The sequence below is a fragment of the Pedobacter sp. P26 genome, assembly GCF_050632135.1.
Taxonomy (GTDB): Bacteria; Bacteroidota; Bacteroidia; order Sphingobacteriales; family Sphingobacteriaceae; genus Pedobacter.
In genome coordinates, this window is the sequence record NZ_CP192574.1 from 4,216,184 (window position 1) to 4,234,871 (window position 18,688).

The following is an 18,688-nucleotide window of genomic DNA, read 5'->3' on the forward strand; positions in this document are numbered from 1 at the left end:
CTAACAATAAAACCTCTTAAAACAGATTCTCAATTCCACTACTGATGAAAAACCAGCAGCTTCAGCCGAAATGACGAAGTCAGGTGTGTTAGAAATCACACTAACATTTGTTTCTAATGAAAGTACTTTTGGACTTATATGTAACTTAAATGCCTTATGTGGTTAAATTATCCTTCGACTTCGTTTAGGATGAAAAATAAAGCGAATGGAGAACAGCTTAATAAATAATCTATCATTAAAAGATTCTTCACTACGTTCAGAATGACAAAAAAGAATACACGCAAAAAATCTGTGTTCATCTGTGGCTAAAAAAACCTCAATAGAAAAAACAACTCTTTTTTCAGCTTTGAAACTAAAATGTTATAATAAACTTGGCCTTTTTAGCCCCAAAATTGGCTATATTGAGAACGTAAACTAACTAAACTGAACCAATTGAAAAGAAAAGATTTCCTCTACTTATCCGGAATGGGTATGGGTGCCTTACTCCTTCCCGACCTTTCTGCATTCGGAACTCCAATAGATCCTTTACAGGCTTTAGACGGAGTAGATGTAAAAATTAAAAAGGAACTGGCCGACGTCGCCCTTAATGCGGCAAAATCGAAAGGTGCAACTTATGCTGATATCCGCATCGGGCGTTATTTAAACCAATTCGTGGCCACCCGCGAAAAACGTGTTCAAGGTGTTGCCAATACCGAATCGTATGGTGTAGGTATCCGTGTTTTGGCCAATGGCTGCTGGGGCTTCGCTGCCACAAACAATGTAACCAAAGATGCCATTGCCAAAGCAGCCGAACAAGCAGTTGCTGTGGCAAAAGCCAATGCGAAGATCCAGGGAGAGCCTGTTCAGCTCGCTCCTCAAAAAGGTTATGGCGAGGTAAGCTGGAAAACACCGATCGAAATCAATGCCTTTGAAGTTCCGGTAAAAGAGAAAGTAAACCTGCTTTTAAATGTGAATGATATAGCGATGCAGAACGGGGCCAACTTTGTAAACTCCGTTATTTTCGCCGTTAATGAGCAAAAATATTTTGCTTCTACTGATGGTTCTTATATCGATCAGGATGTTCACCGCATTTATCCTACTTTTAATGTCACCAAGGTCGACCGCGAATCGGGTAAATTTAAAACCCGTAATGCCCTGAGCGCACCAAGCGGAAAGGGTTACGAGTACATGCATGCCCGTCCGGAAGATAAAGTTACCGGCATTGTAACCCGTTATAAAGACCGCTATGACATGCTCGAAGATGTGAAGGAGGCTGCCCGTGTAGCCAACGAAAAAGTAAAGGCAAAATCGGTTGAACCTGGTAAATATGATTTAGTATTAGATCCTTCGCATCTTTGGTTAACCATCCACGAATCTGTTGGTCACCCAACCGAGCTCGACCGTGTTTTAGGTTATGAGGCCAATTATGCAGGTACCAGTTTCCTTACTTTAGACAAATGGGAATCAAAAAATTCAAATTCGGAAGTGATAAAGTAAACATTGTGGCCGATAAAACCCAGGTTGGTTCTTTAGGCGCTGTGGGTTATGATGATGAAGGCGTAAAATGCAAAAAATGGGATCTGATCAAAGACGGGATTCTGGTAAGTTATCAGGCCATCCGCGATCAGGCACACATTATCGGCTTAACAGAATCGAACGGTTGCTGCTACTCGCAGGGCTGGGATGATGTACAGTTCCAGCGTATGCCGAATGTTTCACTTCAACCTGGCAAAGAAAAACTAAGTGTTGATGACATGATCAAAAATGTAGAAAAAGGCATTTACATCATCGGCGATGGCAGTTTTTCTATCGACCAACAACGCTATAATTTCCAGTTCGGCGGACAGATTTTCTACGAAATTAAAGAAGGTAAAATCGTTGGTATGCTTAACGATGTGGCTTACCAGGCCAATACACAAGAATTCTGGAACTCCTGCAACGCCATCTGCGATCAAAGCGATTACCGCTTAGGTGGCTCGTTTAATGATGGAAAAGGTCAGCCTTCTCAAAGCAGTGCCGTTTCTCATGGCAGTTCTACTGCGCGGTTTAATGGAGTTAATGTTATCAATACAGCAAGAAAAATATAATTATGGCCATATTAAGTAAGGAAGAAGCCCAGGCGATATTAAAAAAAGTAATCGGTTTTTCTAAAGCCGATCACTGCGAAGTGAGTTTAAACGGTTCTGACGGCGGAAATATCCGTTATGCACGTAATGCCGTTTCTACCGCAGGACAGATCAGTACCATGAGTTTAGGGGTAAGCTCAACTTTTGGTAAAAAAACAGGTGCTGCTACTATCAACGAATTTGATGACGTCTCTTTGCAAAAAGTGGTAAAAAGAGCAGAAGAACTGGCTATGCTGGCACCAGAAAACCCCGAGTTTATGCCTCCATTGGGTCCACAGACTTTTGCAGAATCGAATACATACAATGCTAAAACTGCCGCCATGACTCCCGATACCAGGGCCGAAATGGTAGGAAAAAGTTTAAGTGTATCAAAGACAGCTGGTTTAGATGCGGCTGGTTTCCTGGAAAACTCAACCCGTTTTAACGCGATCATGAACTCCAAAGGTTTATTTGCCTACAATAAAGGTACTGATGTTTCTTTTTCGGTAACCGTTAGAAACAAGCAAGGAACAGGATCGGGTTATGTTGAACAAGGTTTTAATGACCTCGATAAAATGGATACGCTGGCACTTAGCAAAATTGCAGCAAGCAAAGCCAATGGTTCTGCAGGTGCAAAAGCCATTGAACCCGGAAAATATACTGTCATTTTAGAACCGCTTGCAGCCAGCGATATCATTGGTAATATGTTCAGGGGTTTTGATGCCAGAAGTGCCGACGAAGGCCGGAGCTTTATGAGCAAAAAAGGAGGTGGTACACGTTTAGGGGAGCAATTGTTCTCAGAAAACGTAAATATCTATTCTGATCCCATGAATACAGAAATCCCGTCTTCAACTTTTACCAGCGAAGGTTTACCCGTAAAAAGAACGCAATGGGTAGAAAAAGGGGTAGTTAAAAACCTTTCTTATTCAAGATATTGGGCTGCACAGAAAAATGTTCAACCGCTTCCTTTTAGCCGCAGCATGATCATCGAAGGCGGAACACAATCGTTGGAAGATCTGATCAAAAGTACCGAAAAAGGCATATTGGTTACCCGTTTCTGGTACATCCGTTCGGTAGATCCACAAACCTTATTACTGACCGGATTAACACGTGACGGCACTTTCTACATTGAAAACGGCGAAATTAAATTCCCGATCAAGAATTTCAGGTTTAATGAGAGTCCGGTAATTATGTTGAACAATGTAGAAGCGCTGGGTAAACCCGTAAGAACAGGCAGCGGATTGATCCCACCGATGAAAATCCGAGATTTTACATTTACTTCACTATCGGATGCGATTTAACATATTTGTCATTTTAAGATACAATTTCAGGCGGTTCGTCATTCCCAACTTGATTGGGAATCGTAATGCAAGCGCTTTAAGATTCCCGCCTGCGCGAGAATGACGACCTTTTTAGGAATGTCACCTTGAGCGAAGTCGAAGGGCTGAAAACAACTTATAAAAACATTTAAAATTGAGAAGAAGAGATTTCCTATACATGACAGGTGTTGGCCTCGGTGCCAGCATGGTGCCCAATATGCCTGCCTTTGGCAAAATCTCTGTTGAAGAATCTTTAACCCCTGTTGATCTTGCTCTAAAGAAAAAAATGGCCGATATTGCCCTTAACGCCGCAAAAAGCAAAGGTGCAACTTATGCCGATGTGCGTATAGGCCGGTACCTGAACCAGGTTGTAGCAACCAGGGAAACACGGGTAGAAAACATCTCCAATTCCGAATCTTACGGTTTGGGTGTACGCGTAATTGCCAACGGGAGCTGGGGCTTTGCTGCCACCAATAATATGGATGATGCCAGTATTGCCAAAGCCGCAGAGGCTGCCGTAGCCATTGCTAAAGGAAATGCCAAATTGATGGAAGAACCTGTTCAGCTGGCTCCGCAAAAGGGTTTTGGAGAGGTAAGCTGGAAAACACCGATCGAAATCAATGCCTTTGAGGTACCCATTGCCGACAAAGTTGACCTGCTTTTAAAGGTAAATAGTGAGGCCATGAAGGGCGGTGCAAAATACATCAGTTCCAATTTGTTTATGATCAATGAGCAGAAATATTTTGCATCAACCGATGGCTCTTATATCAATCAGGATATCCACAGGATATGGCCAACCTTTACCCTAACCAAAACGGATGCGGCCAGTGGTAAGTTCGAAACCAGAAATGCCTTAAGTGCACCAATGGGTATGGGCTTTGAATACCTGAAACCAAAAGACGAAGAAAAAATTAAAGGTGGTCCGGTTACGATGTACAAAAAGCGCTACGATATTCTGGAAGATGTCAGTGAAGCCGCGGTACATGTTGATGAAAAACTAAAAGCCAAACCTGCTGCCCCCGGTAAATACGACCTGGTTTTAGATCCTTCACACCTGTTTTTAACCATACATGAATCGGTTGGTCATCCTACAGAACTCGACCGTGTTTTGGGTTATGAAGCCAATTATGCAGGAACCAGTTTCTTAACGCTGGATAAATGGGAAAGCAAAAAATTCAATTTCGGGAGTAAAGAAGTAAACATTATTGCAGATAAACTGGAAACAGGTTCTTTAGGTGCCGTAGGTTATGATGATGAAGGCGTAAAATGTGGCCAATGGGATATCATTAAAGACGGGATTTTGGTGAATTATCAGACCATCCGCGATCAGGCACATATCTTAGGTTTAGCAGCATCGCAGGGTTGCTGTTATGCAGATAGCTGGGACAGTATTCAGTTCCAAAGGATGCCAAATGTTTCATTAGCGCCCGGGAATGCGGCTTTGAGCGCAGCAGATATGGTTAAAAATGTAGAAAAAGGCATTTATATGTTTGGCCGTAACTCTTATTCTATCGATCAACAGCGTTATAATTTTCAGTTCAGCGCACAGTTGGCCTATGAAATTAAGGATGGCAAAATTGTAGGCATATTTAAAGATGCTGCCTATCAAGCCAATACACAAGAATTCTGGAACTCCTGTGTGCAACGCTGCGGTAAAAACGACTACAGGTTGGGCGGGACATTTTCGGATGGAAAAGGTCAACCAGGACAAGCAAGTGCGGTTTCACACGGAAGTGCCACTACCCGTTTTAACGGAGTTAATGTGATTAATACGGGAAGGAAATTGGGGTAATTAAAATTGCCGGTACTAGTTACCGGCAATTTTATTATAAGATAGTTTGAGAAGAAAAATAGCATAATCTACATCTTCAGTATGATGAACATAAAAGCTTATCCATCCCGATTTTTTAAATACATGATGTTGTTCTACCCTTCCATCGAGCATTAATTCTGCTTTAATTTTCTGCGTAAAAAGAATGTCCAATAGGCCATTACTATGAATGTGCGCAAATTCTCGCTGGTTATGGTTAAACTGTGAACCGCCAAATTTATGCAGACTTAGAGAAGTATTTTTCCATTTTAAAACTTCGTTTTCTATTTCGTCAATCTGGTCCAGCCTTTCGGGTTTTGTGATCAACATCCATATTTTCAATAAGCTATCAAATACCAGTGCGAGTAATGGTATTGATTTAAGAAAGTCCAATCTCTTCACCACAAATGAAAACATGCCTAATTCTTTTCGCTAAGTTCTTTAATATGATGCATAACGCGTAAATGTACATTTCTGGTAATACTTTCTGCCCATAAATCGTAATACCAAATTGGAAATACCTTTAAGCTATACCAGCTGTTCCCAACAAGAGTGGTAGTTCCATCATCATTATCTTTCAATAAAAACTGACCTCTTTCAATATCAATATGTCCCATAATTTCAGGATCTTTAGGCTGCCCGACAATATCAAATGTTAAATCCTTGTTGACATCAAAAGTTACAATCTTTTCATCAAAAACATATCCATTGCTAAAAATACATTTTCTTCCTGCACCTTTTTTATAAGCGGTAACAGTAGTTTGCATGGGGCTAGGCATTCCCGCTTTGAAAAGCCAATAGGTATCTGCCTGTTTGATTTTCTCAAACGCAACAACATTCTTCCAAATTTTTTCTGGTGCTGCTTTGACAATCATTTCATCACTTACCATGTTTCTATAATGATGATCAGAAATGGAATCAACGGTAAAAATCACGAGTAATATGGAAACGATACTTACATTTAAAGTTTGGTTGTTTTTCCTGAACATTGTTTTACCAATAAATGCCCCAGTGATTACAAAAGCAAAAATGAGCGGCGAAACAATAATTAAACAAATTGTTCCCTCCCCCAAAAAATGTAGCTTAAAAGAATAGCAAGGAGACCATTTAAAATTGAATACCAGATGAGCAATTTACTTTTCAGATTCAGATTTCTCCAAAACCAGGTGCTGATTACCCCCATCAAAAGCGGTAAAATAACAAATTCTGAAAACACTAAAATACCATCTTTTTCACTATGAAGCCAATTATTTAACCAGATAATGATTAAGACGATTACATTTGAGATAATGATTCCTTGAAGTAATTTTGATTGGAGAAAGGTTTTCATATTATTTATGTTTGATCAAAAGTAAAATATATTTTTAAACTTTCAAAAATTATTGAAAATAAAATCATTAAGTTTAATAACAAAGGGGCATTCTATCCAGACATGCCACTTTTTCTAACCAAATATAAACCTGTTAAGAACCAGGAGTTTCTTTATCCACCTTTTTCTATCAGTCGGTGTCTCACCGACCGATTTTTTTATATGATATTAATTGTGCGTAATTATTGTAGCTGTAATACCAGGCGCTCCCCCTACTGTACCGTTAATATAAACCGTATAAATTTTCCCGGCTTCGAAAGTAGCGGCATTTAAAGCAGTGTTTGTTAAAGGAATAACTGCCTTAGTTGTATTATCTTTAATAACTAGACTTAGGTTTGTACCCGCTTCTACTTCCTTAAAGGGTCCGAGGGTTTTCCACGTTAAACCTTCAATAACAGCAGGCGCTTTTCCAGAGGTATAAGGAATGATGGTTTGGTTACCAAAATTGCCATAAGCCACACCAGTAAATATTTCCGTACCTGAGGCATAAGTAAGATCAACTTTTGGTACATCAGGTGAAAAATTGGCAAACCTGACTTTGGCTTTACCTGTTGCAGGAAGCGTAAGATCATCATAAACGAGGATCAAACTATCAATATTTCCAGGATTTAAGGTACTGGTTAATCTTTTCTTCACCGAGAACAAACTGTGGGCAAAATCTGCAATAGGTCCATTCGGACCAGCAAACGAGGCGGAATTGGTTTCTTGCACAAAATTTGCACTGCCGCCGAAAATATAGGAAGCCTTGTACGAAGCTTCCGTTCCTTCGGTGAGGTTGAATTGTACCTTTCCGAACTGGGTATCGAGATAACCAGAAGCCGTATTCCGTTGAAGTGCGGTTGCGGTAACTTTTCGGGTAAAATCCCAGAAATTAACCGCTACGGTTGATTGCCGCGCATTGATAAACTTCACCTTAGCACTTAAAGCGGGTCGATCACCTGCATTTACATCGAGGTAATCCGTTTTTTTGCAGGAAGTAAACAAAGTAGTGGTCAGTGCAAAAAATAATATTTGAAATTTATAAATTCTCATCTGTTTCATTTTATTTAAAAGTGGCCGAAAGCCTGATAAATGGTTGTAAACCTGTGCTCGTACCTGATTGTGCAGCACTTGGTGAATTGGTTCTGGTAATGTTGCTTCCAGGTGCAGGAATAGAATAATCGCCAAGCACATTGAACAGATTATTTACACCAACCGTTGCCTGCAAAACAGGGGTAATCCTGTATCCTGCTGAGATATCGGTAATCCAGATCGGACTATAGGTCTGATAATAATAATCTGGTTTAGGAAAGTTTGCATTCAACTGGCTTACTGCCGATACTGAACCAAAATATACACTGCGCAATAAAAAATTAAACTTGTTGATATTGTAGGTTCCCTGAAGGGTTATTTTGGTTTTTGGAATGCTCCGCGTTACCCGAACCTCTTCGCTTTCATCAAAAATAATATAGCGATAAGCTTCTAGTCCTTTAGGTGTATTCACTTTAGTCAAAGTTGTTTTTTGCAGGTTTGCACCAGCCAGAAAAGCTACATTACCTCCATTGGGAAGCAAAAAGCGGTAACTTCCAGTAAATTCGATTCCCCTGGTTCTTGTGCTGAAAGAATTATAAAAGAACTTGGCCTGTACGGTACCGGTTTGCACAAATAATGCCCTTACATCAGCCGGGAGGTTAGCATCTGTTGCAGAAAAGCGTCCGGTATTCCCTACCCGATCTTTGATATCCACCCGATAGGCATCAATGGTGATTTCAACATTCTGGATAGGTTGAGAAGTGATCCCAGCAGAGTAGCCTTTCGATTTTTCAGGCTGAAGTGATGGAATACCTAAAGCTTTGGTAGCAGGGTTTACATTATTCGCCGTAACCTGATCTATGGCCACGCCATTCTGAAAGGTTGTAGACGTTTCGGTATAATAAAACTGTGCAAGATCTGGTGCTCTGAAACCCGTGTTGAAACCACCACGAATAGCTAACCATTTAGCAAAACCATATCGGGTTGCTGCCTTATAAGTAGTTACGCTACCAAAATCAGAATAATTTTCTACCCTTACCGCACCCGATAAGAGCCATTTATCGGTTACATTCAATTCGAGATCTGCATAAGCTGCCGAAATGGAACGTTTTACATTTACTTCGTTGGAAGGCCTGAAACCTGCATGGATCTGGGAACCTGGAGAAAGTCCGTTTAAAGGTGTACTTCCGGCAGCAACAAAATATGGAATTCCGCCTGTAGTGTAACCAATAGCATAAATGGTACTTAAATCGGCTTTTGAATAAGAACCTTCATCTCCGGCAATAATCTGATAGGTTTCTACACGGTACTGCCCGCCAAAAGCAACGTTTAATCCGTTAAGCACTTTATCGAATTTTCTGGAGAAGTCTAAACTTCCGCTATTCTGTGAAGCGTTATAACTGCCTGCATTAAAAGTCCGCGGTGTTTTTTGACCTAAACTGGCATTAAGTGTGTTGCTGATAATATTGTCAAAAGCATTTCTACCATACACATTCGAAACATCAAAATTCCATCCGCTTACCTTTCCTTTTACGCCTACGGCAAAAGATTGGTCGGTAATGATATTGTCCATTGCTGGCAAAAATCCATCCGGGTACACAAAAGTATTATTCCGTTCTGTCCATCCTGGTAGGCGGTAAACAGCCGTAAACTGAGAATTGCGGTGACTGATACCGCCAAATGAGTACACTTCAAAACCATCTTTCAACGGAATGGCTGCATTAAATGATAACAAACCATCTTTTGACTTATTTGTTGAGCCACGCTGATCAAAAAAGTGGCGATCAATGCCCCGGCTGGCAATAATAGCATCATCAATTTCTTTGGTATAAATCTGATCGAAACCCCTCGTGTTGGCTCCCCCACCATAAGCCGGGCCAATGTATATGCCATCAGAATAATTTCCAGATGGAAGCGATACCGCCTGTGTAGCATATTCACCGGTAATATTAAGAAAGCCTTTTGCGCCCAACTTAAGACCAACATTGGCATTTGTTCTGGTGGTTAATCCGTCACCCCTCCGGCGGATACTTTCAATCGTACTTGCGGTAATTTCACCCGGATTGCTTTTTAATACTACATTAATTACACCTGCAATGGCATCTGATCCATATTGTGCCGCCGCACCATCTCTTAAAATCTCAATATGGTCTATTGCACCTACCGGAATGGCATTCAGATCGTATCCGGTAGCACCATTTCCCAAACCACCCCAACTGATGTTCGAACTTTTATGTCTTCTCTTTCCATTTACCAAAACCAACACCTGATCTACCCCCAAACCTTTCAGCTGTACAGTAGAGGTAGCTGATGCCGCATCGCCACCACCAGAAACAGATGAGTGGAAAGATGGCGATACATACTGAAGCAATTGCGTTACACTGGCCTGTGGAGAGTTTTGTTGAAGTGTTTTTAAATCAATCACATCAACAGGAACAGGTGAATTCAGTTTTGTCCGGTTGGCATTCCGTGAGCCAACAATCTGCAGTTCACTCAAGGTATTGTCAGCCAGTTCGAGCGAAACGTTCAATTTCGGAAATGATCCAATTTCGATGGTAGCGGTTTTATAACCGATATAAGAAACCTCGATAAATCGTCCGTTCTTGGTAGAAATCTTAAATGCACCGTCTTTATCGGTAACGGTAGAACCATCCAATCCCTTAATCTTTACTGACACACCGGGCAATGGCGATTTGTCTTCTGCAGAAACAACCACCCCCGTGATAATTTTTTGCTGGGCAGATAATTTTGAATAAACTGTAGTTAACAGCAATATTAAAAGTAGTTTTATCTTCATTTTATTTATTTTGGAATAGACATGCCAATGGCCACCCACCTTATTTTGAGTGGAAAAAATGTGTTAAAAATTAAGTTTTAAAGGTTTTTGATTGGGCTATGCCTATTTAATCATTTTTGTTTGTGAAATCTATCATCGGTTAGCGACAGTAAAAAGGCTTCAATATCGTTTATTTCGGTTTCGCTCAATCCCAATGGTTTACTTAGGGAAAGGTCTCTGTTTTTGCCGTTTTTAATTACCGCATCGGGGTTATTGTAATATTGGATCACTTCTTTTAACGTCTTAAACATCCCGTTGTGCATGTATGGGGCCGTTAGGCCAACATTTCTTAAACCAGGAATTTTAAAATGACCTCTATGCTCAGGGTTGTGCGTTACCTCAAATCTACCCTGATCTTTTAGCTCTAATTCGTTAAATAAGCCAATTCCTTTAAAACGGTCGGCGGTAAAATCTTCGCCAGAATGGCAATTGTTACAGTTGGCCTTTCCGATAAACAACATCCTGCCTCGCTTTGCATTTTCGGATATGGCTTTATCATCACCATTAATATACCGATCGTAAGGGCTGTTTGCGGTTTCTAATGTTCTTTCGAAAGAAGCAATAGCCAGTAGCAAATTCTTTTGTGTAGGCGGCGAATTAAAAATCTTCTGGAATAAGGCTGCATAATCCTTGTCTTTTTGCAAGCGATCAATGGCATCGGCAATGGGCAGGTTCATTTCTACCGGATTGATGATGGGCTGCAAGGCCTGATCTTCCAATGAAGTAGCTCTGCCATCCCAAAAGAGGCTTGGCCTGCCAGAAAGATTGGTTACTGATGGCGAATTACGCGTTCCTTTCGTTCCCCCTACGCCTAAACTTACTGCGCTAGTATCTGCAAAAGCAAACTCTGGTTTATGGCAGGAGGCGCAACTAATGCTTTTGTCTTTAGAAAGAATCGGATCAAAAAACAGTTTTTCACCTAAACGTTCCTTGCTGTTAATTACAGTGGGATCGTCTGCACCAAATCCGGCCATCACTATCACTAATGTGATAAGACTTAGGGGAATTATGAGTTTGCTTCTTTTCATTGGTTTATTGGGTAATATCGAATCGTCATGCTAAAGAGTGTCGCCATCTTGACCGGAGCATCGCGGAGTGGAGATCTATTTCAAATAATATTGACTGTCATTCTGAACGCAGTGAAGAATCCCTAGCCGATGAAACACGGAACCTAACGAAACACAGAAATCAATACATGTTCGATAAAAGATTCTTCGTTGCACTCAGAATGACAACCAGATTTAGCCAGCGGAAGGGAGAATAAACTTCCTCCCTTTCTCCGCTAACCTTAACAAGAGAGATTTTAATTATTCGCTACAAGCTGTACATTCAGCTCAAAATCATCGTAAATAGCTTTATCGCCCAGGTTTTCGAAAAAACTCTTAGACCTGAATTTGATATCATACCTGGTTCTATCGACCGTAATTTTTGCATTGGCAATTACTTTATTACCATCTTGTTTAACTGTTGCCGGAAAACTGATTTCATTCGTAATGCCTTTAATAGTGAGCTTTCCTTTAACATCATAAGTTCCTGCACCCGTACTTTGCACCGATGTGATGTTGAAAGTGGCTTTACCAAATTTTTCTACCGCAAAAAAATCGTCGCTTTTTAAGTGTCCCAATAGCTTTGCATTGGTTTCTTTATCGGTAAGATCGGTAACTGCAATGGTTTTGGTATCGAGTTCGAAACTACCGCCTTTTAGTACTTTATTATCTAAAGCCAGCGATCCGGAAGTTACATTGATGGTGCCTGAATGTTCTCCAGTTACCTTTTTAGCTAGCCAGGTGAGTTTGCTTTGTTCAGGGCTTACTTTATAGTTTACCAGTTTCGTTGATATGACTTCGGTAGCTACCTTTAGTTTAGGCTTAGGTCCGTTTAAAGCTGTGAAAGATGAAGCTACAACTGTGGTAGCAATAAGTGCAATCGTTTTATACTGTAACATGATATATATGGTATTTAATTTAGGTGGTTTAGCTATTTTCCATTGGATTGTGCCTCAAAATAGGCTGCTGAGGGTACTGGTTCTGCAATTAATTCATCCAGAACTTTATTGAATTTTTCTCGTAATCATCGTAATATTTACCTGTAACGGTTCCGGTATAACCCGTATATATTTCGCGTACTTCTCCTTTTCTATCGATAATAATGGTGGTTGGATAAGCGATGAATTTGTTCAATGCCGGAAGTTTATCTGCAACCAATCTTTTATCGGCCAATCCGCCGAATAGGATATCGTATTTAATGTTGTACTTATCGCGAAGTTTACCAAGTGTATATTTCCCATATTCAAGATCATCTTTTTGCTCGAAACCAATAGCAATGGCTTCTACACCTCTTTTACTGTTCTTATTGAACCAGGGTGAAAGGAATACAGTTTGATCAGTACAGTTTGGGCACCAGGTACCCACCAATTCTACAATCACAACCTTGCCTTTATATTTATCATCAGTTAATGAGACAGGCTTCCCATTCAGATCAGGAAAAGTAAAAGCAAGTTTTTTAACGCCTTCCTTTAAATGTGTTAGTTTATAAGGATCTGGCAATTCTGCCTGACTGTCTTTTACACCGGTAAACTTTAAGTTATCGTAAATGCCCTGGCTAATTTCGCCTGAAAGTGTGCCGTCTTCATTAATGGTGCCCCTATAAATTTTAGGACTTGGTCCGCTAAAACCAGAAAGTACAAACTGATTTCCCTGTACGGTACCTTCCAGCTCACGGCTATCGCCAGTTACCTGCATAATTACACCAGTAAGTTTATTTCCTTCTTGTTTTAATATGGCAACTTTGTTTGGAACGGCTTCTTTGGAAAAACCCTTAAACTCCCATTTACCAGTTAAGTTGGCAACAGGCGCAACATCTTTTCCCGGCTCAACAAAACGATAAGATTTACCTTGCTCTGCAGTAAAGGGCAAAGCATTGCCCTGCAAACCCGGCACCAGGCTTCTATATTCACCAGATATCCGGCCATCGCTTTCTATTTTGGCCACCAAAGCTGCATCGTAAGTATTCATTTTGATAAAGAGTGAATCCTGCCCCAAATATTTGATGTGGAAATCGTCTCTCCGTGTGCCGTTTAGCAGTGTAAAGGTGGCATGCGCTGCATCTTTACCTTTCAGTTCGAAATTAAAAGGCACTTCTGTTTCGGCAACTTTAAAAACACCACGCCAAATTCCTTCTTTTATAAATTTTTTGGTCGTTTTTGGCTCTTCATTTACCTTATCTACAGCAAAGGCTGTTGTAGAAATGAGCGATACCAGAACCAGCGCCTGCATTTTAGCCATGTAGTTTTTCATATTATAAAGTTTTAAGTGTAGGTTAAAATATGGGATGCAATACGATGCAGCCCCATATTTAGTTTAGTTGGTTTGGTTTATTTACTTTTTAGTGTTTCTGCTGAAGCCAGTTTTTCGGGTACAGGTTCTGCGATCAGCTCGTCGAGCACTTTATTGAATTTGGTTTCGTAATCGTTAAAATATTTTCCAGTTACCGTTCCGGTGTAACCAGTATAAATTTCCCTTACATTGCCTTTTCTATCGATAATGATGGTTGTTGGAAAAGCAATGAATTTATTTAGCGCAGGTAGTTTTTCGGCCACTACTCTTTTATCGGCAATGCCACCAAACAGGATATCGTAAGTGATGCCATATTTCTCTTTCAGTTTGCCTAAAGTGTATTTGGCATATTCAAGATCATCTTTTTGCTCGAAACCAATTGCAATGGCTTCTACCCCGCGTTTTTGGTTCTTTTTAAACCATGGCGAAAGAAAAACAGTTTGATCGGTGCAGTTAGGACACCAGGTACCGATCGTCTCAATAATTACGACCTTACCTTTATATTTATCGTCGGTTAAGGAAACATTTTTTCCTGTTAAATCTGGAAAGGTAAAATCAAGTTTTTTATAACCTTCTTTAAGAAAAGTAAGTTTGTAAGGATCAGGAAGCTCGGCATTTTCGTTGCGCTGGCCATCAAATTTCAGGTTTTTATATATCCCAAAGCCCTGCTCTCCGGTAATGCTATTATCGTCATTTATTTTTCCTTTCACAATAAAAGGACTTGGTCCGGTAAAACCAGATAATTCAAATTCATCGCCCTGTACGGTGCCTTCCAGTTCCCTGGTATCGCCATTTTTTCCATGCTCTGCCACAAAAGGAAGTGAATTACCCCTGAAACCAGGTACCAGGCTGCGGTATTCACCTGATAATGTTCCATCGGTTTCTATTTTTGCCACCAAAGCAGCATCGTAAGTATTCATTTTTACATAGATGGAATCGTCACCACGCCTCTCTACATGGAAATCATCACGTCTGGAACCATTAATTAAGGTTAAGATACCCGTTTGAGGGCTTTTACCTTTCAATTCGAAATTAAAGGGCACTTTTGATTCGCTTACACTAAACTCACCCCTCCAAATCCCTTCTTTTGGGAATGGTTTTGCCACCCTGGCAGATGCAATACCTCCCAATAACAGGACTGAGGTGGTTAAGCATGCAATTCTTGAGGAAATTTTCATTTTCATAATCATCATTATTAGTTAAACACTATCGTTTTAGAGTTTTTAATAACAAGGCATAATTTTTCCCACAGAAAACCATATAGCATGGATACAGGCTGTTTAAGCAACTGTTATGCTTTTAATGAAATCCCTAACAGGAAACGTGAGTTTACTTGTTATTGGTTAATTTATAATCTATTGCTAGATCAGTTTGAGCACTTTTTCCTATGGAAAGTTGCTAGAAGTTCAACGAGTACTGACTCTCCCTTCTTCTGTATAAATCAACTAATTAATGGTGGTGAATTAATTAGAGTAATAACCTAAACTAGTGGTGGTGATTAGTTAGGCGGTTCCTGATACCCCGGCAACTTATTGACTGAAATACATGACCACCATAATATTCTATCAAAAGGCCCCGGGGTACCAGGATTTTTAAATAAGAATATCTGAATGAAAACCTTTATCAGGTGATCTGTATCTTAGCTTATATTAGCGGCAACAGCAGTTATATTGATCTGAATAATTGATCAGAAAATATGGCTGAGGTTGTCTGCGGAGTTTCATATTGAACGTAAATTTGCTAGTGAACTATTATATTTTTTTGTAAAAGTATAAACTTTGATTAATTTAAACAATTATTCCTATAGATTTTATAGACTTTATCTGTAAATAATTGATTTACAGATATATAATTTGCAATCATTAATTTAGGCAGGGCGTTTGTTATTCTGAATGCAGTGAAGAACCCGGAGGCTCTGCGAAGCAAATCTTTAATTATTAAGAATACTAAAGTCAACTGTAAGATCCGTCGTTGCACTCAGGATGACAAATTGCGAGCGATTGTGTTTTATCGTCAACCTGTCCCATCTTCCATTTTTTACCACAGAGATCATAAAGAGAAAAACACGAAGAGCATGGAGCCTTTTCATTCCATCATTCATTTTACATTTTCCACCCTTTACCATAAAGGGCACTAAGGGAAGGCGCAAAGCTGCTATCATTCTGAACGCAGTGAAGAACCCAGAAGGCTCTGCGAAGCAAATCTTTAATTATTAAGAATACTAAAGTCAACTGTAAGATCCGTCGTTGCACTCAGGATGACAAATTGCGAGCGATTGTGTTTTATTGTCAACCTGTCCCATCTTCCATTTTTTACCACAGAGGTCATAAAGAGAAAAACACGAAGAGCATGGAGCCTTTTCATTCCATCATTCATTTTACATTTTCCACCCTTTACGATAAAGGGCACTAAGGGAAGGCGCAAAGCTGCTGTCATTCTGAACGCAGTGAAGAACCCAGAGGCTCTGCGAAGCAAATCTTTTATTTTAAAAAAAGTTAACAGCTAAAAGATCCTTAGTTGCACTCAGGATGACAAATTGAGAATGCGATCGTCATCCTGATCTGATAGTTATAGGATTTTTTCAGGATCTATCTACAATTTATTTCACACACATAAACAACTAAAAATCAACAAATTAAACGATTAAAAAGGTTTTAATAATTACAAAAGCCAAATTAAACTACTATTTCTATAGAATTTATAGTAATTAATTTATACTTTTGTTGAATCTTATTCAAAATTGAATCTAAAGCTGTTTGAAAAGATCATATAGTCATGTGGCTGAGTGGTTAGGTAAAGGTCTGCAAAACCTAGTACGGCGGTTCGATTCCGTCCATGACGTCTAATACTACTTATCAAGAAAGACGTAGGGAATGGCCCTTTGATGTCTTAGCAACCTGTTGATTAACAAGGTGCTAATTCCTTTTGCAATGGCAGAGAAGATGAGTTTGAAAGCAGCCCCCTTTACTGTTTTCGGCGAATGATCAATGGCTATTCCTTCTAAAATTGGTAACCTAAAACTAATAATATGTCAGTTTATTTTGATTACCCATCCATCAGGGATTTTTTCGAGATCCACGGAAACACTTCCTGCGAAAAATTAGATGATTATGAACATTGTAATGCTGAATCAGACCGGCTTTATGATGAACAACTAAAGGAAAGTGAAGAAGAAGCTCTAATAGAAAATCAACATAAAACAGACACCTGAGCTAAAGCAAAAGCTCTTTCATATATAAAAACCTAAAATGCATTCAATACCACCTACATTTTCAATACCGACTAAAAGCTTACTTTTTATCGTTTTAACATTTTTTCTTTTTGCAACACAAAGCCAGGCACAATCAAAAGACCCCTCCCCCATTAGTTTTCCTACGCCGAAAAATATAGATCACATGCTGGTTTACCTGCAACGCGATCCGAATACGAATACACTTATTTATGCGCTAAACCTGAAAGAAAATGGAACGCTTAAGACTGATAATCCCATTGAAGTATATTGGATCCGTTATGGAGAGAAAGGACAAAAGAAAGATCTTGGTTATATCCAGCGAAAATTTGCTTATGGCATTGATACCAAAAAACTGGCAACAGATAAATATGAATTCCGGTTTGTATCGCACAAAAAACTGCCTTTTTATTTACAGCGCTCCAGCGATAAAAGCTATCATGTTACGGTAATGATAAACAACCACCTGATCAGGGTTACAAGATTGTTTATCAGAATACAGGGCGGAAGTTTCTGGCTCCCAAACGTAAAATATGCAGAAGTTGAAGGGATTGATGAAGCATCGGGTAAACCGATTGTGGAACGGATAAATGTGAAATAAGCCTTTGACTCCGCTATCAATGACAGATTTAAAAAATCGCCGTCATTTCGACTGAAGCGCAGCGAAATGGAGAAATCTATGCTATTGGAAAATAGATTTCTCCGCTACGGTCGAAATGACGACTTTAAGATGAAGCATTGCTGCATGTTCGCCCGCAATGAAAATCTATTGCGAAAGCAAAACGACCTTACTATTTCGGCTCTTTTTTATTGTCTACCGCCGTACTAAATGTTTTATTAAACTCGCCTTTTATCCATTGTACTTTTCCAATGTCACGCATATCAGGTGCAATAATATAATTCCCGGTTTCACTATCAACGATAACCACCATACTCCCCGCATTTACTTCGGTGCGGTACCTTCCTCCGGTCTGATCCTGTGCATTTTTAAAGCTGATGACTGTGAACATTAAGCCAGCGCCCAAAAATCCCAACAAAAGGGATTTTGTGTCTAATGTGATTTTCATATTCTTAAGATTTATTTGTGTGTAAAATCAAGGTAAGAAATTTGAAGCTTACATTTTCATTCTATCAGAAATATTGCAATATGGGTAAGGTTAAAATTGAAACATCAGATATACCAATGCTGCTGCTATCAGTATACTAATCAATAGTTTGATCAAAATACTTTTATGCGAACTTGATTTATTTATTGAATGATCAGAAATGATATTTTTAATGTCCGTATCTCTGCTTCGCTGTGCAGTATTGCTACCTACTTTGTACTGCATCAGCTTTTCGACATAATCTTTGCTTTCGGCCAAACCTGCGCCTGTAGCATCTTTATAATGTTTAATGGCACTTAACTTATTGCCCTGACTTAAAATAACCCATATCTCCGCATTCAGATCTGCCGGATTGGTTACAGGTTGCTGTACTCCTTCTTCCAGAGCGTCTACATAATCTTTGGCTTCTTTTAAACCGCAGCCACTGTGATCTTTAACTACCTTAACAGCCGCTACCTTTTGGTTGCGTGAGATAAACAACAGCGCTTGTTGCTTTGCTTCGGGGCTAACATTAATCATAACTTTAAGCTAGCAAAATATGAACCAATTATGGAAATGCCTTGCTATATAAAGATTACCACTCAAAAAT

General features: G+C 39.6%; 16 protein-coding genes, 1 tRNA gene and 2 riboswitches. Of the genes, 7 read left to right on the forward strand and 10 right to left on the reverse strand.

Translation table 11 applies throughout. The features are described 5' to 3' along the window. Nucleotides 1-432: 432 nt before the first annotated feature. From ACQ86H_RS19590 to ACQ86H_RS19605, 4 genes are all read left to right on the forward strand, one after another. The gene (locus ACQ86H_RS19590) at nucleotides 433-1,476 is read left to right on the forward strand and encodes a TldD/PmbA family protein (RefSeq protein WP_431292213.1); all 1,044 of its coding nucleotides are present in this window, start codon (nucleotides 433-435) and stop codon (nucleotides 1,474-1,476) included. Continuing rightward, on the forward strand, nucleotides 1,437-2,066 hold the full coding sequence (locus ACQ86H_RS19595) for a TldD/PmbA family protein (RefSeq protein ID WP_431292214.1): 630 nt from the start codon (nucleotides 1,437-1,439) through the stop codon (nucleotides 2,064-2,066). The genes ACQ86H_RS19590 and ACQ86H_RS19595 overlap by 40 nt, the downstream gene beginning before the upstream one ends. 2 nt (nucleotides 2,067-2,068) lie before the next feature. Continuing rightward, the gene (locus ACQ86H_RS19600; protein WP_431292215.1) at nucleotides 2,069-3,385 is read left to right on the forward strand and encodes a TldD/PmbA family protein; all 1,317 of its coding nucleotides are present in this window, start codon (nucleotides 2,069-2,071) and stop codon (nucleotides 3,383-3,385) included. Nucleotides 3,386-3,557: 172 nt separating this feature from the next. Then, a complete protein-coding gene (locus tag ACQ86H_RS19605; RefSeq protein ID WP_431292216.1) occupies nucleotides 3,558-5,195 on the forward strand; it encodes a TldD/PmbA family protein in 1,638 nt (545 codons plus the stop codon). A gap of 15 nt (nucleotides 5,196-5,210) precedes the next feature. On the opposite strand, the gene ACQ86H_RS19610 is transcribed toward ACQ86H_RS19605, so the two are convergent. The 8 genes from ACQ86H_RS19610 to ACQ86H_RS19645 form a co-directional block, all read right to left on the reverse strand. Continuing rightward, complete coding sequence (locus tag ACQ86H_RS19610; protein WP_431292217.1) at nucleotides 5,211-5,543, reverse strand: luciferase family protein; 333 nt, start codon at nucleotides 5,541-5,543, stop codon at nucleotides 5,211-5,213. A gap of 89 nt (nucleotides 5,544-5,632) precedes the next feature. Beyond that, nucleotides 5,633-6,286 (reverse strand): hypothetical protein, encoded by a 654-nt coding sequence (locus ACQ86H_RS19615; RefSeq protein ID WP_431292218.1) that lies wholly within the window; start codon nucleotides 6,284-6,286, stop codon nucleotides 5,633-5,635. Between the two features lie 464 nt (nucleotides 6,287-6,750). After that, nucleotides 6,751-7,614, reverse strand: a complete 864-nt coding sequence (locus ACQ86H_RS19620) for a hypothetical protein (RefSeq protein ID WP_431292219.1) — start codon at nucleotides 7,612-7,614, stop codon at nucleotides 6,751-6,753. A gap of 10 nt (nucleotides 7,615-7,624) precedes the next feature. Beyond that, on the reverse strand, nucleotides 7,625-10,390 hold the full coding sequence (locus ACQ86H_RS19625) for a TonB-dependent receptor (protein WP_431292220.1): 2,766 nt from the start codon (nucleotides 10,388-10,390) through the stop codon (nucleotides 7,625-7,627). 110 nt (nucleotides 10,391-10,500) lie between these two features. Further along, entirely contained in the window at nucleotides 10,501-11,457 is a 957-nt protein-coding gene (locus tag ACQ86H_RS19630; protein ID WP_138822734.1) for a cytochrome-c peroxidase, read from the reverse strand. A 275-nt stretch (nucleotides 11,458-11,732) separates the two neighbouring features. Beyond that, nucleotides 11,733-12,374 carry a YceI family protein gene (locus ACQ86H_RS19635; RefSeq protein ID WP_431292221.1) on the reverse strand — a complete coding sequence of 214 codons (642 nt, stop codon included), beginning with the start codon at nucleotides 12,372-12,374 and terminating at the stop codon, nucleotides 11,733-11,735. A gap of 88 nt (nucleotides 12,375-12,462) precedes the next feature. Further along, the gene (locus ACQ86H_RS19640) at nucleotides 12,463-13,725 is read right to left on the reverse strand and encodes a peroxiredoxin family protein (RefSeq protein WP_431292222.1); all 1,263 of its coding nucleotides are present in this window, start codon (nucleotides 13,723-13,725) and stop codon (nucleotides 12,463-12,465) included. A gap of 77 nt (nucleotides 13,726-13,802) precedes the next feature. Beyond that, entirely contained in the window at nucleotides 13,803-14,948 is a 1,146-nt protein-coding gene (locus tag ACQ86H_RS19645) for a peroxiredoxin family protein (protein WP_431292223.1), read from the reverse strand. 161 nt (nucleotides 14,949-15,109) lie between these two features. Further along, a riboswitch (SAM riboswitch) is annotated at nucleotides 15,110-15,207 on the reverse strand. Between the two features lie 1,328 nt (nucleotides 15,208-16,535). Here ACQ86H_RS19645 and ACQ86H_RS19650 point away from each other — a divergent pair. From ACQ86H_RS19650 to ACQ86H_RS19660, 3 genes are all read left to right on the forward strand, one after another. Continuing rightward, nucleotides 16,536-16,606, forward strand: a tRNA-Cys gene (locus ACQ86H_RS19650). A 7-nt stretch (nucleotides 16,607-16,613) separates the two neighbouring features. Further along, nucleotides 16,614-16,713: riboswitch (SAM riboswitch) on the forward strand. Between the two features lie 79 nt (nucleotides 16,714-16,792). Continuing rightward, nucleotides 16,793-16,975 carry a hypothetical protein gene (locus ACQ86H_RS19655; RefSeq protein WP_431292224.1) on the forward strand — a complete coding sequence of 61 codons (183 nt, stop codon included), beginning with the start codon at nucleotides 16,793-16,795 and terminating at the stop codon, nucleotides 16,973-16,975. A 37-nt stretch (nucleotides 16,976-17,012) separates the two neighbouring features. Then, the gene (locus ACQ86H_RS19660) at nucleotides 17,013-17,594 is read left to right on the forward strand and encodes a DUF4833 domain-containing protein (protein ID WP_431292225.1); all 582 of its coding nucleotides are present in this window, start codon (nucleotides 17,013-17,015) and stop codon (nucleotides 17,592-17,594) included. Between the two features lie 190 nt (nucleotides 17,595-17,784). On the opposite strand, the gene ACQ86H_RS19665 is transcribed toward ACQ86H_RS19660, so the two are convergent. Beyond that, nucleotides 17,785-18,060, reverse strand: coding sequence for a hypothetical protein (locus tag ACQ86H_RS19665; protein WP_138822726.1), 276 nt, complete (start codon nucleotides 18,058-18,060; stop codon nucleotides 17,785-17,787). 90 nt (nucleotides 18,061-18,150) lie between these two features. Next, nucleotides 18,151-18,618, reverse strand: a complete 468-nt coding sequence (locus tag ACQ86H_RS19670; protein ID WP_138822724.1) for a ribosomal protein L7/L12 — start codon at nucleotides 18,616-18,618, stop codon at nucleotides 18,151-18,153. Nucleotides 18,619-18,688 lie beyond the last annotated feature (70 nt).

Coding starts and splice junctions, on each gene's coding strand:
- ACQ86H_RS19635 (WP_431292221.1), bottom strand. CDS start 12,374: ATGTTACAGTATAAAACGATTGCACTTATTGCTACCACAGTTGTAGCT.
- ACQ86H_RS19610 (WP_431292217.1), bottom strand. CDS start 5,543: ATGTTGATCACAAAACCCGAAAGGCTGGACCAGATTGACGAAATAGAA.
- ACQ86H_RS19640 (WP_431292222.1), bottom strand. CDS start 13,725: ATGAAAAACTACATGGCTAAAATGCAGGCGCTGGTTCTGGTATCGCTC.
- ACQ86H_RS19665 (WP_138822726.1), bottom strand. CDS start 18,060: ATGAAAATCACATTAGACACAAAATCCCTTTTGTTGGGATTTTTGGGC.
- ACQ86H_RS19595 (WP_431292214.1), top strand. CDS start 1,437: ATGGGAATCAAAAAATTCAAATTCGGAAGTGATAAAGTAAACATTGTG.
- ACQ86H_RS19600 (WP_431292215.1), top strand. CDS start 2,069: ATGGCCATATTAAGTAAGGAAGAAGCCCAGGCGATATTAAAAAAAGTA.
- ACQ86H_RS19670 (WP_138822724.1), bottom strand. CDS start 18,618: ATGATTAATGTTAGCCCCGAAGCAAAGCAACAAGCGCTGTTGTTTATC.
- ACQ86H_RS19645 (WP_431292223.1), bottom strand. CDS start 14,948: ATGAAAATGAAAATTTCCTCAAGAATTGCATGCTTAACCACCTCAGTC.
- ACQ86H_RS19620 (WP_431292219.1), bottom strand. CDS start 7,614: ATGAGAATTTATAAATTTCAAATATTATTTTTTGCACTGACCACTACT.
- ACQ86H_RS19625 (WP_431292220.1), bottom strand. CDS start 10,390: ATGAAGATAAAACTACTTTTAATATTGCTGTTAACTACAGTTTATTCA.
- ACQ86H_RS19660 (WP_431292225.1), top strand. CDS start 17,013: ATGCATTCAATACCACCTACATTTTCAATACCGACTAAAAGCTTACTT.
- ACQ86H_RS19655 (WP_431292224.1), top strand. CDS start 16,793: ATGTCAGTTTATTTTGATTACCCATCCATCAGGGATTTTTTCGAGATC.
- ACQ86H_RS19630 (WP_138822734.1), bottom strand. CDS start 11,457: ATGAAAAGAAGCAAACTCATAATTCCCCTAAGTCTTATCACATTAGTG.